Annotated in this window: 16 protein-coding genes; 2 read left to right on the top strand and 14 right to left on the bottom strand. The window is 65.5% G+C overall.

The window, feature by feature from the left end; genetic code table 11:
- The 10 genes from H8B02_RS36410 to H8B02_RS36365 all read right to left on the bottom strand — a co-directional run.
- Positions 1-782: amidase (locus H8B02_RS36410; RefSeq protein ID WP_229170639.1), on the bottom strand; the 782-nt coding region annotated here is incomplete at its 3' end.
- A gap of 104 nt (positions 783-886) precedes the next feature.
- A complete protein-coding gene (locus H8B02_RS36405) occupies positions 887-1,825 on the bottom strand; it encodes a carbohydrate kinase family protein (protein ID WP_229170638.1) in 939 nt (312 codons plus the stop codon).
- A gap of 9 nt (positions 1,826-1,834) precedes the next feature.
- On the bottom strand, positions 1,835-3,487 hold the full coding sequence (locus H8B02_RS36400) for an FGGY-family carbohydrate kinase (RefSeq protein ID WP_229170637.1): 1,653 nt from the start codon (positions 3,485-3,487) through the stop codon (positions 1,835-1,837).
- A 27-nt stretch (positions 3,488-3,514) separates the two neighbouring features.
- Entirely contained in the window at positions 3,515-4,288 is a 774-nt protein-coding gene (locus H8B02_RS36395; RefSeq protein WP_076866630.1) for an SDR family NAD(P)-dependent oxidoreductase, read from the bottom strand.
- 142 nt (positions 4,289-4,430) lie between these two features.
- Entirely contained in the window at positions 4,431-5,438 is a 1,008-nt protein-coding gene (locus tag H8B02_RS36390; protein ID WP_229170636.1) for an ABC transporter ATP-binding protein, read from the bottom strand.
- Positions 5,439-5,454: 16 nt separating this feature from the next.
- The gene (locus H8B02_RS36385) at positions 5,455-6,285 is read right to left on the bottom strand and encodes a carbohydrate ABC transporter permease (protein WP_092116645.1); all 831 of its coding nucleotides are present in this window, start codon (positions 6,283-6,285) and stop codon (positions 5,455-5,457) included.
- Positions 6,286-6,289: 4 nt separating this feature from the next.
- Positions 6,290-7,162 (bottom strand): carbohydrate ABC transporter permease, encoded by an 873-nt coding sequence (locus H8B02_RS36380; protein ID WP_171947724.1) that lies wholly within the window; start codon positions 7,160-7,162, stop codon positions 6,290-6,292.
- 134 nt (positions 7,163-7,296) lie between these two features.
- On the bottom strand, positions 7,297-8,610 hold the full coding sequence (locus H8B02_RS36375; protein WP_229170635.1) for an ABC transporter substrate-binding protein: 1,314 nt from the start codon (positions 8,608-8,610) through the stop codon (positions 7,297-7,299).
- Between the two features lie 158 nt (positions 8,611-8,768).
- Positions 8,769-9,722, bottom strand: a complete 954-nt coding sequence (locus tag H8B02_RS36370; RefSeq protein WP_229170634.1) for a sugar-binding transcriptional regulator — start codon at positions 9,720-9,722, stop codon at positions 8,769-8,771.
- A 9-nt stretch (positions 9,723-9,731) separates the two neighbouring features.
- The gene (locus tag H8B02_RS36365; RefSeq protein ID WP_229170633.1) at positions 9,732-10,397 is read right to left on the bottom strand and encodes an HAD family hydrolase; all 666 of its coding nucleotides are present in this window, start codon (positions 10,395-10,397) and stop codon (positions 9,732-9,734) included.
- A 115-nt stretch (positions 10,398-10,512) separates the two neighbouring features.
- Here H8B02_RS36365 and ybaL point away from each other — a divergent pair, with 115 nt between their 5' ends.
- Both ybaL and H8B02_RS36355 read left to right on the top strand, forming a co-directional pair.
- Complete coding sequence (gene ybaL / locus H8B02_RS36360; RefSeq protein ID WP_229170632.1) at positions 10,513-12,246, top strand: YbaL family putative K(+) efflux transporter; 1,734 nt, start codon at positions 10,513-10,515, stop codon at positions 12,244-12,246.
- Positions 12,247-12,284: 38 nt separating this feature from the next.
- A complete protein-coding gene (locus H8B02_RS36355; protein WP_229170631.1) occupies positions 12,285-12,518 on the top strand; it encodes a hypothetical protein in 234 nt (77 codons plus the stop codon).
- 5 nt (positions 12,519-12,523) lie between these two features.
- On the opposite strand, the gene H8B02_RS36350 is transcribed toward H8B02_RS36355, so the two are convergent.
- From H8B02_RS36350 to H8B02_RS36335, 4 genes are all read right to left on the bottom strand, one after another.
- Positions 12,524-12,748, bottom strand: coding sequence for a hypothetical protein (locus H8B02_RS36350; RefSeq protein WP_229170630.1), 225 nt, complete (start codon positions 12,746-12,748; stop codon positions 12,524-12,526).
- A 40-nt stretch (positions 12,749-12,788) separates the two neighbouring features.
- A complete protein-coding gene (locus H8B02_RS36345) occupies positions 12,789-13,064 on the bottom strand; it encodes a chaperone modulator CbpM (protein ID WP_092116655.1) in 276 nt (91 codons plus the stop codon).
- Positions 13,061-13,963 (bottom strand): DnaJ C-terminal domain-containing protein, encoded by a 903-nt coding sequence (locus H8B02_RS36340; protein WP_229170629.1) that lies wholly within the window; start codon positions 13,961-13,963, stop codon positions 13,061-13,063. Before H8B02_RS36340 ends, H8B02_RS36345 begins: the two co-directional genes overlap by 4 nt.
- Positions 13,964-14,085: 122 nt before the next feature.
- Positions 14,086-14,268, bottom strand: a complete 183-nt coding sequence (locus H8B02_RS36335; RefSeq protein ID WP_097672773.1) for a hypothetical protein — start codon at positions 14,266-14,268, stop codon at positions 14,086-14,088.
- Between the last annotated feature and the right edge of the window lie 179 nt (positions 14,269-14,447).

Raw genomic sequence — 14,447 nt, 5'->3', positions numbered from 1 at the left:
CTGAGATCGCCGCGCGGCGCCGCGCGATCGAGATAGTCAGGCACCGGCACGCCGATCGACCACGGATCGGACGGATCCTCACCGGCCATCGCCTGCATCATCAGCGCGGTATCGGCGACGGTGCGCGTGGTCGGCGTGACATAGGTCTGGTTGCCGAACGCGTCCTGCACCTGGCTGTGCGGGATCACGCCGTTGCTCTGCTTGATCCCGACCACGCCGTTGCAGGCCGCCGGAATCCGGGTCGAGCCGCCGCCGTCGGTCGCAACCGCCAGCGGCGCGATGCCGCTCGCCACTGCCACCGCCGCGCCGCCGCTGGAGCCACCGCTGGAGCGATCGGCGCTCCACGCATTGCGGGTGCGGCCGAACAGCGGCGAGTCGGTCAGGCACTTGCTGCCGAACTCCGGCGTCGTGGTCTTGCCGATCAATATTCCGCCCTGCGCACGGAGCCGGGCTACCGCCACGGCGTCATGATCGGGCACATTGTTCCGGTACGGCACCGCACCGAAGGTCGTGCGTACGCCCTTTGTGCTGACGATGTCTTTCACGGTGAACGGGATGCCGTGGAGCAGGCCGAGCGGCTCGCCGGCCATGACCTGCCGCTCCGCGGCCTTCGCCTGCGCCATCGCCTCGTCGCCGCACAGCGTGATGAAGCAGTTCAGCTCAGGCTGCAGCCGCTCGGCGCGGCCGAGCACCGCGGTTGTGACTTCGACGGGAGAGACCTCCTTGCGCGCGATGCGCGCGCGAAGCTCAACGGCCGGCAGCAGACAGAGATCTTCGTTCATCGGGACACAGCGCTCGCGTCAGACGTGGTCGACGCCCAGCATCGTGCCGTGCGGCGTGTCGCAAGTCTATCGCCTTATGCGCATGACGCCCGCGGTGCGACGGCCTACCAAGTGTCCGCAGGCAATTCCCCGCTGCGCGGCGGATCGGCGCCCGCGCGCGTGCAGGTGAAGGCGGCGCATTTGCAGGCAAAGGACAGCGCGCGCGTGAGCTCGGCCGCGCTGATCTCCCGTAACCGCTGCCGCGCGATCCGATCCAGCCGATGCAACGCGGCGAGCAGCGCCGCCTGGAAACTGTCGCCGGCGCCGATCGTATCCACGACATTCACCACCGGTGATGCGACCTCGATCGGTCCGGCCTGGTGATGCCAGGCGCAGGCGCCGTCGTTGCCGCGCGTGATGACGACGAGCGATGCGCCGCCAGACAGCAGCGCCTCGGCCCGCGCCGCATAGGCCTGATCGCCGAACAGATAGGCGAAGTCGACGTCGGACATTTTTACAATGTCGGCCTTGCCGCAGAACGTCAGCATGCGTGCGCGATAGGCATCCTTGTCCTTGACGAGGTTCGGCCGGCAGTTCGGATCGAGTGAGATCGTCGCGTTCGGCCGCGCATGCTCGATGAAGGCCAGCGTCTCGGCCGCACCCTTGTCATGGACCAGCGTGGTCGAGCCGGTGTGAAGGCATGTGACGCCGTCAAGCGCGATCGCCTCGCGCCGATAGGTCCAGTTCCGCGATGCGGTGTCAGCGTCGTAGAAGGCGTATTGCGTCTCGGTGCCGGTGACACGCGCAAAGGCGAGCGTGGCCTGGCGGTCGCTGCGCGTCGCGCGGCTGAGATCGACGCCGGAAGCCGCGGCGTGATCGGCGATCATCCGGCCGAAGGTGTCGGTCGAGATGCCACCGACAAAGCCGGTGGGAACATCGAGCCGGGCGCTGCCGATCGCGATGTTGAGGCAGGAGCCGCCGGCCGCCGGTGTCAGGGCCTCGCGTCCGTCCGCCGTCCGCGACGGCAGGAAATCGATCAACGCATCTCCGCAACTCAGCAGCATGCAAACACCTCAACCCGGCGCCGCGCCGGGCGCCCGCTTCATCGCCTCGCGGCTATCGCGATCAAGCTGGCGCAGCATCTTGTGCACGGCGCGCTTCTTGCGATGGAAGTCGGCAAGCTCGGGCCTGGTCGGCTCGCTCAACCGTCCGAGCGCCGACATGCCGGCCATCGCCGCATTGATCGAATTGTGCGCGCCGCTTGCAACCGCGCCCAGCATGGCGGCGCCGAGCAAGACGGGTTCTTGCGTCTGCGGCAACGCCACCGTGTAGCCGGTGGTGTCGGCCATGATCTGGCGCACCAGCGGGCTGCGGCTCGCGCCGCCGCCGATCACGATGGTCTTGCCGCTGACGCCGCGGGCCTGCAGCGCCTCGATGACGTCGGCGAGGCCATAGGCCAGCCCGCACAGGCCGGCGATGAACAGCCGCTCCAGCGCCGACACATCGGTGTCGAGATCAAACCCCGCGATCACGGCGCGCGAGCCGGGATCGGCATAGGGTGACCGGTTGCCGAGGAATTCCGGCAGGACATGAACATTGCGCGCGAGCAGCGCGGCCGCACCGGCATTGCCGCTGCGCGCCAGGATGCGTTTTTCGAGGTACTCGATGACATCGACGCTGTCGTTCTTCGCGGCTAGCAAGACCTCGGCATGCGCCGGATGCGATTTGAGCAGATGATCGATCGCGGCACCCGCCGCCGATTGCCCACCCTCGTTCAGCCAGAAGCCCGGCACCATCCCTTCGAAATACGGGCCCCAGACCCCGGGCACGAAGCAAGGATCGACGGTCGTCGCCATGATGCAGGCCGACGTCCCCATGATGTAGGCCAATCGCTGGCAGACATCGACGTCGGCGCCGGAGCCATCACGGCCGCCGATCGCGCCGACGCCACCGGCATGGGCATCGATCAGCGAGGCGCCGACCGCGGTTCCCGGCGTCAGGCCAAGATCGCGCGCGGCATCTTCCGACAAACCGCGGCCGAGCGGCGAGCCCGGCGGCACGATCTCGGTCCCGATCCGGGCAAAGCGATCGGCAGCGAGCGCCTCAAGCCCGACCCGCTTCAGGAACGATTCGCTCCAGCCGCCCTCACCCGCCACATAGGTCCATTTGCAAGTGACCGTGCAGGTCGAGCGCGCCAGCGAGCCGGAGGCGCGGAACGAGAGATAGTCGGCGAGGTCGAAGAAGTGCCCGGCCGCGTCGAACGTTGCCGGCAGATGCCGCTTCAGCCAGAGGATCTTCGGGATCTCCATCTCCGGCGAGATCGCGCCGCCGACATAGCGCAGCACGCGATCGCCGGTCGCGTTGACGAATTCGGTCTCGTCCATCGCGCGGTGGTCCATCCAGACCACGACATTGCGCGCGGGATCGCCGGACGGGCTGACGGTGAGCGGTCGGCCTACTCTGTCGAGCACGACCAGCGAGCAGGTCGCATCAAAGCCGATGCCCTTGACGTGGTCGGCCGCGACCGCGGCCTGCCGCATCGCGTGACGCACGGACGTCACGCAAGCCGCCCAGATGTCATCGGACGATTGCTCGACGATATCGCCGGGCTCGTGCCAGACCCGGATCGGATGCCGGGCCGAACCCAATAGCTTGCCGGCCTCGTCGAATACCCCCGCCCGGGCGCTGGTGCTCCCGACGTCCACCCCGATATAGGCTTGCCGCATGGCCGCTCCGTTATGTCCGGCGCGAGCTTACCAGCAAGTGTAGCCGCCATCGACCAGAACGATGCTTCCGGTCATCAGGCTGGCGGCTTCGGAGGCCAGGAACAGCACCACGGAGGCGATCTCGTCGACCTGCCCCATCCGCGCCATCGGGGTTCCGCCAATCCAGGCGTCATACATCCGCGGGCTGTTCTTCACGAAGGCGTTCAGCGGGGTCTCGATATAAGTCGGCGCCACGGCGTTGACGCGGACCCCGCGCGCGCCCCATTCGGCGGCGAGCGATTTGGTCAAATGATGCACCGCGGCCTTGGACGCATTGTAGAAGCACTGTTCCTGCGGCTTGTTGACGATGAAGCCGGACATCGAGCCGACATTGACGATGGTGCCGGACTTCGCCTTCAGCATGTGATTGCCGAACGCGCGGCAGCACCAGAAAGTGCCGTTCAGATTGACGTCGATGACGTTGAGCCAGTGCTCGTCGGTCACCGTCTCGGCCGGGGTCTCGCTGCGCGCGATGCCGGCATTGTTGACGAGGATGTCGACCTTGCCGTACTTGCGGACCAGTTCGTCAGCGACCGCGGAGACGCGGCCCGAGTCCGTCACGTCCATCAGCGCGATATCGGCGTCGAAGCCCTTGGCCTTCAGCGCCGCCTGCGCGTCATTGGCGACCTTGGCGTCGCGGTCGCCGATGATGACCTTGGCGCCGGCTTCCGCCAGCGCCTCGGCGCAGGCGAGCCCGATGCCCTGACCGGCGCCGGTGATGATGGCGGTCTTGCCGCCGAGCCTGAATTTCTCGAGATACATTTTCTTCTTCCTTTGCCTAGAGCCCGCATTTTCGCGGGCGTGCCGCCCCGGCCAGAGCGAGATCAACTGCGGAGATCGTTCGCGTCCTTCTTTGTGAGCATGATCTTTCGGAAAACCGCTTCACACTTTTCCGGATCATGCTCTACGCGTGGATCGATTTTCCGCTGTCGTCGAAACGATGGATGCGCGCCGGATCCGGAATCAGCGACACCCGATCGCCGGGATGCAGGTCAAGCTCGCCGACATAGCGCGCGGTCAGCATTCCCAACGCCGCAGCGTCGACATAGAGAAAGGTGTCGCTGCCGAGATGCTCGGCGACCGCCACCGTCCCCTGCCAGCCGCCCTGCCCGTCGCGCTCGACCTTCAAATGCTCGGGCCGCACCCCGATGGTGGTCGCGCCCTGCTGCCTGGCGAGTTCGCCGGTGACGAAATTCATCTTCGGCGAGCCGATGAAGCCTGCAACGAACAGGTTGTTAGGCTTCTCATAGAGCTCGAGCGGCGAACCATACTGCTCGATCTTGCCGCCGTTCAGCACCACGATCTTGTCGGCCATGGTCATGGCCTCGACCTGGTCGTGGGTGACGTAGATCGCCGTGGTGCCGAGCTGCTTCTGCAATCGCGTCACCTCGAGCCGCATCTGCACCCGCAGCGCGGCGTCGAGGTTCGACAGCGGCTCGTCGAACAGGAACGCCTTCGGCTCGCGCACGATGGCACGCCCGATCGCAACGCGCTGGCGCTGGCCGCCGGAGAGCTCGCGCGGCTTGCGCTCGAGATAGGGCGTCAGGTTGAGGGTGGCCGCAGCAGCCTCGACCTTGCGGTTGATCTCGTCCTTGGCGACCCCGGCCATTTTCAGGCCGAACGCGATGTTGCCGCGCACGCTCATATGCGGATAGAGCGCGTAGGACTGGAACACCATCGACAGCCCGCGCTTGGCCGGCGGCACATCGACCACGTTGCGCCCGTCGATCAGGATGGCGCCGCCGGTGACGTCCTCGAGCCCGGCGATCAGCCGCAGCAGCGTGGTCTTGCCGCAGCCCGACGGACCGACGAAGACGACGAAGGAGCCGTCGGTGATCTCAAGGTCGGCGCCCTTGATGATGTGGACCGGCCCGAATGATTTTTGCACACCCTGCAGCGTAATCTGACCCATGGCGAAAGCCTTTCTGCTACTTGACCGCGCCGAAGGTCAGGCCGCGGACGAGTTGCCGCTGACTGAACCAGCCGAGCACGAGAATGGGCGCGATCGCGAGCGTCGACGCCGCCGACAGTTTCGCCCAGAACAATCCTTCCGGGCTGGAATAGGACGCGATGAACACGGTGAGCGGCGCGGCCTCGAGCGTCGACAGATTGAGGGTCCAGAACGCCTCGTTCCACGCCAGGATCAGATTGAGCAGCAAGGTCGAGGCGAGCCCCGGCACCGCCATCGGCGTCAGCACATAGATCAGCTCGCGCCCGATCGTGGCGCCGTCCATCCGCGCCGCCTCGAGGATGTCCTTCGGGATCTCCTTGAAATAGGTGAACAGCATCCAGATCACGATCGGCAGATTGCCGAGGCACAGAATGAAGATCAGGCCGCTTCTTGTATCGAGCAGGCCGAACGTCCGGTAGATCAGGTAGATCGGCACCAGCACGCCGACCGGCGGCATCATCTTTGTGGAGAGCATCCAAAGCAGCACATCCTTGGTCCGCTTGGTCGGCGAGAACGCCATCGACCATGCCGCCGGGATCGCGATCAGCATCGCAATCAACGTCGAGCCGCCGGCGATGATGATCGAGTTGAGCGCATGGTGGAGGTAATCGCTGCGCTCCTGCACCGTGACATAGTTCTCCGTCGTCCAGTGGAAGAACAGGAACGACGGCGGGATCGCGAAGGCTTCAAGCTCGGTCTTGAAGCTCGCCAGCACCATCCAGAGGATCGGAAAGAAGATCAGGAAGCCGACCAGCCAGGCTGCCGCCGTCGAGATCACCTTGTTCCGTGTCGTGACCATCCGCGCCATGACGTTACGCCTCCAGATTCCGGCCGACGATACGAACGAGGAAGAACGCCACGATGTTGGCAAGCACCACCGCGACCAGGCCGCCCGCCGAGGCGCTGCCGACGTCGTACTGGATCAGCGCCTGCGAATAGATCAGGAAGGCGATGTTGGTGGTCTGCAGGCCGGGGCCGCCGCCGGTGGTGACGAAGATCTCCGCGAACACCGTGAGCAGGAAGATGGTCTCGATCAGGATCACCACCGTGATCGGACGCGCCAGGTGCGGCAGCGTGATGTAGATGAAGGTCGAGATCGCGCTCGCGCCATCCATCTCGGCGGCCTCCTTCTGCTCCTCGTCGAGCGATTGCAGCGCGGTGAGCAGGATTAACGTCGCGAACGGCAGCCACTGCCAGGAGACGATCAGGATCACCGAGAACAGCGGCGCATCGTTGAACCAGTCGATCGCCGGCAGCCCGAACAGATGCGCGATCCAGGCGAACAGGCCCGACACCGGATGCATCAACAGGTTCTTCCAGACCAGCGCGCTCACCGTCGGCATCACGAAGAACGGCGCGATCACCATCAGCCGGACGATGGAGAGCCCGACCACCTGCTGGTCGAGCAACAGCGCCAGCGGCACGCCGAGGATGATGGTGATCGCGAGCACCGAGCCGACCAGCACCAGGGTGTTCTGCAGCGAGGCGAGGAAGGCCGGATCGGTCAGGAAGTAGCGGAAGTTCTCCAGCCCGACGAAGGATTCGGAGCCGGGATCGAGCAGATTGTAATGCAGGGTCGCGAAGTAGATCGTGAGCGCCAGCGGCACGATCATCCAGATGAACAGCAGCGCCACGGCGGGCGTGAGCAGCGTGCGTGCGAGCAGTTGGGTCTGCTGGGTCGCCATCCCGCCTCCTTCATAAGGAAAGGAGCGACCATCCCGCTGCGGGACAGGATGGTCGCGAGTAGCCCAGCTCGGGAGGTTTGAGCTGGTCGGGTGGCCAAGGCGCGTGCCGCGCCCTGGCTTTGTCTGGGCGTGGCTTATTTGATGTAGCCCGCGCGCTTCATCTCGCGCTCGGTCACGGACTGCGCAGCGGTGAGCGCCGCATCGACGGTGGTCGAGCCGGACAACGCGGCCGAGAACTGCTGCCCCACCTGGGTGCCGATGCCCTGGAATTCAGGGATCGCCGCATACTGCACGCCCACGTAAGGCACCGGCTTCACCGTCGGCTTGTTCGGATCGGCGGCGTCGATCGAGGCCAGCGTCAGCTTGGCGAAGGGCGCGACCTTCAGGTAGTCGGGGTTCTTGTACAGTGACGTGCGCGTGCCGGGCGGCACGTTGGACCAGCCTTCCTTCGACGCGACGAGCTTGGTGTAATCCTTGCTGGTCGCCCAGGCGATGAACTTCTCGGCCGCATCGACCTTCTTCGAGCCGGCGGGGATCGCGAGGCTCCATGCCCACAGCCAGTTGGCGTTCTTGCCGAGCCCGGTGTTCGGGGCCAGCGCGAAGCCGACCTTGTCGGCAACCTTGGAATCCTTCGGGTTGGTCACCATGGACGCCGCCACCGTGGCATCGATCCACATCGCGCATTTGCCGGCGCTGAACAGCGCGAGGTTCTCGTTGAAGCCGTTGGACGAGGCGCCGGGAGGGCCCGCCTGCTTCATCAGGTCGACATAGGTGGTCAGCGTCTTCTTCCATTCCGGCGAATTGAACTGCGGCTCCCACTTCTCGTCGAACCAACGCGCGCCGAACGAGTTGGACATCGCGGTCAGGAACGCCATGTTCTCGCCCCAGCCGGCCTTGCCGCGCAGGCAGATGCCGTAGACGCCGCCGGCCTTGTCGGTCAGCTTCTTGGCGGCATCGACCACGAAGTCCCAGGTCGGGCTTTCCGGCATCTTCAAGCCTGCCTTGTCGAACAAGTCGGTGCGATACATCACCATCGAGCTCTCGCCGTAGAACGGCGCGGCATAGAGCTTGCCGTCGACCGAGACCGCATCCTTGATCTTCGGCAGCAGGTCGCCGACGTCGTAATCAGCGCCGAGCTTGTCGAGCGGCACCAGCCAGCTCTTCTTGGCCCAGATCGGCACCTCATAGGTGCCGATGGTGAGCACGTCGAACTGGCCGCCCTTGGTGGCGATGTCGGTGGTCACGCGCTGGCGCAGCACGTTCTCCTCGAGCGTCACCCATTTCACGGTGATGTCGGGGTTCTTCGCGGTGAATTCGCTGGTGAGCCCCTGCATGCGGATCATGTCGCTGTTGTTGACGGTCGCCACCGTCAGCGTGGTCTGGGCGATCGAGGGGGCAGAGATCAAAAGAGCAGCCGCGCCCGCAACGGCGCAAAGGACGTTTTTCAAGGTGACCTCCCTTATGTCACGTTGAGCATATGCCCACGTGTTGGGCGTATGTTCATCCCGTCGTTAAAATTTGTCAAGCACGCGACTGCGCCGTCCCGCGCGATTGCGGGTTCCAACACAGCCTGGAATGGTGGTTTTCGCGGAGGCGAAGAACGCGCCTAGCGATCCAGAACCGCGCGTGCGGTGGCCTCGTCCGTGATGAGGCCGTTGATCACCCGGCCCGCCAGCGCGGCCTTGATCGACGGCACCTTGGCGGCGCCGACGGCTGCGGCAATCGTGGTCGATACCGCGGGGATCTGCGGCGGAATGCTGGTCAGGCGCTTGTTGGTGCCGCCCTTGATCAGGCGGCCCTTGGTGTCATAGGCCCAGCCGGTCACCTCGCCGACCGCGCCGAGCCGCATCATCTCCAGCAATTCTTCGCGGGTGACGAAGCCGTCGACATGGACCTGGGCCTTCTGGTCCATCTGGCCGATGCCGATCAGGCGCAGATCGGCCTTGGCGGCGACCGCCCTCACCCGCGCGATCGGATCGATCCGGATCATGCGGTTGCGCTCGTCCTCGCTCGACATCAGGAACGGCAGCGGCATCGGGTAATGCCGTGCACCGGTGCGGTCGGCGAGCCGCCCCACCGTGTCGTAGAAGCTTGCCGAGCCGTCGGCGGAGATGTTGCCGACCAGCGACACGATCTGATGGTCGGGCCGCTCGATCGGCGAGACCCGTTCGACCGCGGCGCGCACCGCGCGGCCGGTGCCGAGCGCCACGATGACAGGCGTCTCCGAGCGCAGCGCAATCTCCAGCAGATTGGCGCTGCGCTCGGCGATCCCGGCATTCGACAGCGGCGCCGCCGGATCTGTCGGCACGACGTCGCAATGCACCAGATCGAACCGCGCCTTCAGCCGGGAAGCGAGCTCCATGCAGGCCGCAATGGGGTGCTCGAGACGAAACGTGATCAGCCGCTCCGCAAGACACAGCGACACCAGGCGCTGCGCCGAGGCGCGCGACACCTGCAGCATTTTTGCAATCTCGTCCTGGGTATGGCCCGCGATGAAATACAGCCAGCCGGCGCGCGCCGCATCGTCGAGGCGAGACTTTTCGTTGTCGGGCGCAGCCATGATCTTGCGTCAGCCTTCGTTCCAGAAATCCGTCATCGCGGCGAAGATTCGATCCGCCCCGGCCTGCTTCAGCAGAGCACTGCCATCCGTCAACCGATAGTGGGCGCCGCCGACAAATCCCCACACTTTCATGCCCGCGGCCCTCGCCGCCGTCACCCCGCTGACGCTGTCCTCGATGACCAGCGTGCGGCGCGGCTCGGCTGCCATTTTGCCGGCGGCAAACAGGAATAGATCCGGCGCCGGCTTGCCATGCTCGACCATCTGCGCGGTGTAGAGCCGTTGTCCGAAGCTCGTCGCAAGACCGGTCAGCTCCAGCGAGAACCTCACGCGGTCAAGATCGCTCGATGAAGCGACACAATACGGCAGGCGCAATTCCGCGAGCACGGCGGCGATGCCGACGATCGGCTTGAGCTGTGCGCGGAAGGTCTCGCGCACCTGGTGCGCCAATTCGGGCAGGAAAGTCTCAGGCAACGGCCTGCCCACGCCCCGGCAATACTCGACCAGTGCCGCGGTGCTGCGCCCGAGGAAGAGTTCGAGCGCCCGCTCGGTGCTCATCTCGATGCCGGCCTTCGCCATCGCCTCGGCGAGGCAGCGACAGCTCAATTCCTCGCTGTCGACGAGCACGCCGTCACAGTCGAAGATGACCAGATCGGTCTCGGGAAGCCGCGGATCCATCCCGGCATGAGATCATATGCTCACGCCATGAGCAATAGATCACGGTTCCGCGCGGGGAATGCCGCGCCTCAAATGGTCGCGGTGCACCGCCAACCATGCTGTGCGACAAGGCGAAATGCCGCATGACACACCTCTGATCGCGACCATCGTCGCGGGCCTCGGACTCGCCTTCGTCTTCGGAACCATCGCCCAGCGCTTTCGGGTTCCGCCACTGGTCGGTTATCTGCTCGCGGGTGTCGCCGTCGGTCCGTTCACGCCCGGCTTTGTCGCCGATCAGGCGCTGGCAACCGAGCTCGCCGAGCTCGGTATCATTCTCCTGATGTTCGGCGTCGGCCTGCATTTCTCGCTGAACGACCTGCTGTCGGTGCGCGCGATCGCGGTGCCCGGCGCCATCGCGCAGATTGCGGTCGCCACACTGTTGGGCCTCGGCCTCGCGCTGGTGATGGGCTGGACCGTCGGCGCCGGCCTGGTGTTCGGGCTCGCGCTGTCGGTCGCAAGTACCGTCGTGCTGTTGCGCGCGCTGCAGGAGCGCCGCCTGATGGGCACCGAACGCGGCAAGATCGCGGTCGGCTGGCTGATCGTCGAGGACCTCGCCATGGTGCTCGCGCTGGTGCTGTTCCCTGCGGTGGCGAGCTTCCAGGGCGGCGATGGCGCGGCCCTCATTCCCGATCCGCTCGCCACCCGCTTCGGCCTCGGGCTGACCGGCGTGCTGGTGCTGACGCTGATCAAGATCGCCGTGTTCATCGCGCTGATGCTGGTGGTCGGACGGCGGCTGATCCCATGGGCCCTGCACTACATCGCGCATACCGGGTCGCGGGAGCTGTTCCGGCTGGCCGTGCTCGCGATCGCGCTCTGCATCGCGTTCGGCGCGACCAAACTGTTCGGGGTGTCACTTGCGCTCGGCGCCTTCTTCGCCGGGATGATGCTGCGGGAATCGCCGCTGAGCCAGCGCGCTGCCCAGGAGACCCTGCCGCTGCGCGACGCGTTCGCGGTGCTGTTCTTCGTCTCGGTCGGCATGCTGTTCGATCCGCTCAGCGTGGTGCGCGAGCCGTGGCCGTTTCTCGCGACGCTGTTCGTCATCGTGGTCGGCAAGTCGCTTGCTGCGCTCTTGATCGTCGTGCTGTTCCGTCATCCGATGGCGACCGCCCTGATGATCTCGGCGAGCCTCGCCCAGATCGGCGAATTCTCCTTCATCCTGGCGGAGCTCGGCGTTGCGCTCAATCTGCTGCCGAAGGCCGGCCGCGACCTGATCCTGGCCGGCGCGATCTTCTCGATCATGCTCAACCCGCTGGTGTTCGCAGTCGTCGACTGGCTGACGTCGCGGCTCGAGAAGCCCCAGGCTTCCTCGCCGACCGTCGCAATTGCTGAACCGATCCCGGTGACCGACTTGCTGGATCACACCATCCTGGTCGGCTACGGCCGGGTCGGCAGCATCGTGGGCGATGCCCTGCATCAGCGCAACGCGCCGTTCCTCGCGGTCGAAGCGTCCGACGACATGGTCGCAAAACTCAGGCAGCGCGGCATCGAAGCCCTGATGGGCAACGCCGCGCGCGCCAGCGTGCTGCGCGCGACCAATCCGGCCGGTGCGCGATCGCTGGTCATCGCCATTCCCGAAGCGTTCGAGGCCGGGCAGATCGTCGAGCAGGCGCGCGCCGCCAATGCCGACATCCAGATCATCGCGCGCGCGCATTCCGACGCCGAGGTCGATCATCTGAAGGGCCTCGGAGCCGACATCGTGATCATGGGCGAGCGCGAGATCGCCCGCGGCATGATCGAGGAGCTCGACCGCAGACACTCAGATGCGGTCACGCAAAGTGCTGCGAGCGCAAGGGAAGATTCAGCAGCCTGAGGTAACGGCGCCCACTGCGCGACGAAAGGAGATCAGACATGGCGTTCAAGAGCCCGCACGTTTCATTGGTGTCGTTCTCGATCGAGATCGGCGCCGATGCCACGACCAATGTGATGCAGATTGAGACCGATCTGCATCTGAACACCCGTCATCCGAACTATGACGCCGCGGCGATCGAGCGTCTGGTACGCGACGCGCAGTCCTATCTTGCCGGCAATGCGGACCAGATCGCGCAAATCCGGCTGGTCTCCAACCGCAGTGGCCAGACCTGACGAAATCAACCGCCGAGGAATGCGGGCGCCAGATCTTCCTGCACGATGATGTTGGCGGCTTCCGTCGTCAGCTCGCTGCCGACAAGGTCGAGATTCTTCGCGGCCTCGAACAGCATCGCGCGGACGTCGTCCGGCCTCAGCACGCCCTTTGCGATCAGCTTGCGCACCAGCGCCTGCAAGATCAGCACGTCGATCTCGCCATGGGCCAGCGGCGTCGGCTTGTCCGTCATGAACGTCTCCCGGGACCGAGGTTCGCCGCAAGCGAGGCGGCTAGCGCGGCGATGACGCGATATCCTTGTGCAATTCTTCGAACGCCCGGCGCAGGCCGTGCAGTTGGTCGACCAGATGGAGGATGACGTCGATCCCCTCGTCGTTGACGCCGAAATCACCTTTCAGATCCCGGATCAGATGCGCGCGCGCCAGGTCGGTGTCGGAAAAGCTGATCTCGTGCGTGGTCTCGTCCGGAACCAGCCATTGCTGCTCGATCCAGAACTCCAGGGTCTGCACCTCCAGACCCGCATCAATCAGGAACTGCTGCTTGTTCATGATGCACCATCATCACGTGGATTGAATCCCTTGCGATCCCAGTTCGACACGAACGCCTCGAGCGCGGGATCGGGTCCCTTGGGCAGGACCACCTTGAGCCTGACGAACTCATCGCCATGACCGCCGCCGACCCGGGGCGCGCCCTTGCCGCGCAACCGCATCGTCGTGCCGGTGTTCGAGCCCTTCGGAACCGTCATGGTGACCGCGCCGGTCGGCGTCGGAACGTTGACCTTTCCGCCGAGCACAGCCTCTGACAGCGAGATCGGCAATTCCAGCGAGATGTCGTCGCCCTCGCGGGTGAAGCGCGGATCGGGGCGAACCTCGACTTCGATCAGCGCATCGCCGGGACCGCCCTTGCCGCTGCCGGGCATACCCTTGCCGCGCAGACGAATGACCTGGCCGTCGACGAGCCCCGGCGGGATCGTGACGTCGAGCGTGCCGCCGTCGGGAAGCGTCAGGCGTTTGCTCGCGCCGGTGATCGATTCTGAGAAATCGATCACGAGGCTATAGTGCAGGTCGCGGCCGCGCCGGTTGGCGCGTGCCTGCTCGCTGCGCCGGAGCAGCTCGGCGAACGCGTCGTCCTGGTCCATATAGTCGGCATAACCAGAACTGTCGGCGTAGGGATGCCCCCCGTCCGCAGTGGCGAAATCCCGGTAGTAGCGATGCTGTGGCCGCTCGGCACCGCTCGCGTCGATCTCGCCGGCGTCGAAGCGCTTGCGCTTGTCGGCATCCGAGAGCAGATCGTTCGCCGCGGCGACTTCCTTGAACTTTTCTTCGGCCGCCTTGTCACCCGGATTGAGATCCGGATGCAGCTTCTTCGCCAGCTTTCGATAGGCCTTCTGGATATCGGCCGCAGACGCCGTCGGGGCAACGCCAAGAACCTCGTACGGATTTCTCACAACCTGCTCCGCAACACCGTGAGTGCACCTGCAATCATGAGGGCGCAAAAGCAGGCGATTTGCAAGTGCGCTCGCACATCGCCCGGCAATGGGCGACGCAGCATGCGCTCAGATCGCGGGCGCTACGAGGTATGTCCGGGATCGATATAGTTCGGCATGTTCTTTTTCTGCTGCGGCGTCATCCTGGCGGGATCCGGCTTGCCCGGCACGCCCCTCGGACCAAGCAGGGCTCGCTGCATATCGTCCTCGCTCAGGCGCGGCTTGCCGTCGTCGAGCTGTCCGCTGCCACCGTGACTCTGTGCCATGACCAACCTCCAGTGATGATCGCTTGCGCGCGGGTGGAAGAGAGTGCGCGCTCCGCCGGAACGAGCCGGCGGAGCGCGATTGTACCTCAGCGTTGCTCCTGCCGCTTCTCCTCTGCAGGGTGACCTGCGGCGGGCGCAGCATGCGGCGGCGCCTGAACGTGCGGCGCGGCCTGAACGTG

The organism is Bradyrhizobium altum, from assembly GCF_020889705.1.
Lineage (GTDB): Bacteria > Pseudomonadota > Alphaproteobacteria > Rhizobiales > Xanthobacteraceae > Bradyrhizobium > Bradyrhizobium altum.
Note: the sequence above shows the minus strand (reverse complement) of the source record. Positions and strands in the feature narration are given on the sequence as shown.

Bases quoted from the DNA above. Each gene is read 5' to 3' on its own strand.
- H8B02_RS36405 (WP_229170638.1), bottom strand. From the start codon at position 1,825: ATGCTGCTGAGTTGCGGAGATGCGTTGATCGATTTCCTGCCGTCGCGG.
- H8B02_RS36400 (WP_229170637.1), bottom strand. From the start codon at position 3,487: ATGCGGCAAGCCTATATCGGGGTGGACGTCGGGAGCACCAGCGCCCGG.
- H8B02_RS36395 (WP_076866630.1), bottom strand. From the start codon at position 4,288: ATGTATCTCGAGAAATTCAGGCTCGGCGGCAAGACCGCCATCATCACC.
- H8B02_RS36390 (WP_229170636.1), bottom strand. From the start codon at position 5,438: ATGGGTCAGATTACGCTGCAGGGTGTGCAAAAATCATTCGGGCCGGTC.
- H8B02_RS36385 (WP_092116645.1), bottom strand. From the start codon at position 6,285: ATGGCGCGGATGGTCACGACACGGAACAAGGTGATCTCGACGGCGGCA.
- H8B02_RS36380 (WP_171947724.1), bottom strand. From the start codon at position 7,162: ATGGCGACCCAGCAGACCCAACTGCTCGCACGCACGCTGCTCACGCCC.
- H8B02_RS36370 (WP_229170634.1), bottom strand. From the start codon at position 9,722: ATGGCTGCGCCCGACAACGAAAAGTCTCGCCTCGACGATGCGGCGCGC.
- H8B02_RS36365 (WP_229170633.1), bottom strand. From the start codon at position 10,397: ATGGATCCGCGGCTTCCCGAGACCGATCTGGTCATCTTCGACTGTGAC.
- ybaL (WP_229170632.1), top strand. From the start codon at position 10,513: ATGCCGCATGACACACCTCTGATCGCGACCATCGTCGCGGGCCTCGGA.
- H8B02_RS36355 (WP_229170631.1), top strand. From the start codon at position 12,285: ATGGCGTTCAAGAGCCCGCACGTTTCATTGGTGTCGTTCTCGATCGAG.
- H8B02_RS36350 (WP_229170630.1), bottom strand. From the start codon at position 12,748: ATGACGGACAAGCCGACGCCGCTGGCCCATGGCGAGATCGACGTGCTG.
- H8B02_RS36345 (WP_092116655.1), bottom strand. From the start codon at position 13,064: ATGAACAAGCAGCAGTTCCTGATTGATGCGGGTCTGGAGGTGCAGACC.
- H8B02_RS36335 (WP_097672773.1), bottom strand. From the start codon at position 14,268: ATGGCACAGAGTCACGGTGGCAGCGGACAGCTCGACGACGGCAAGCCG.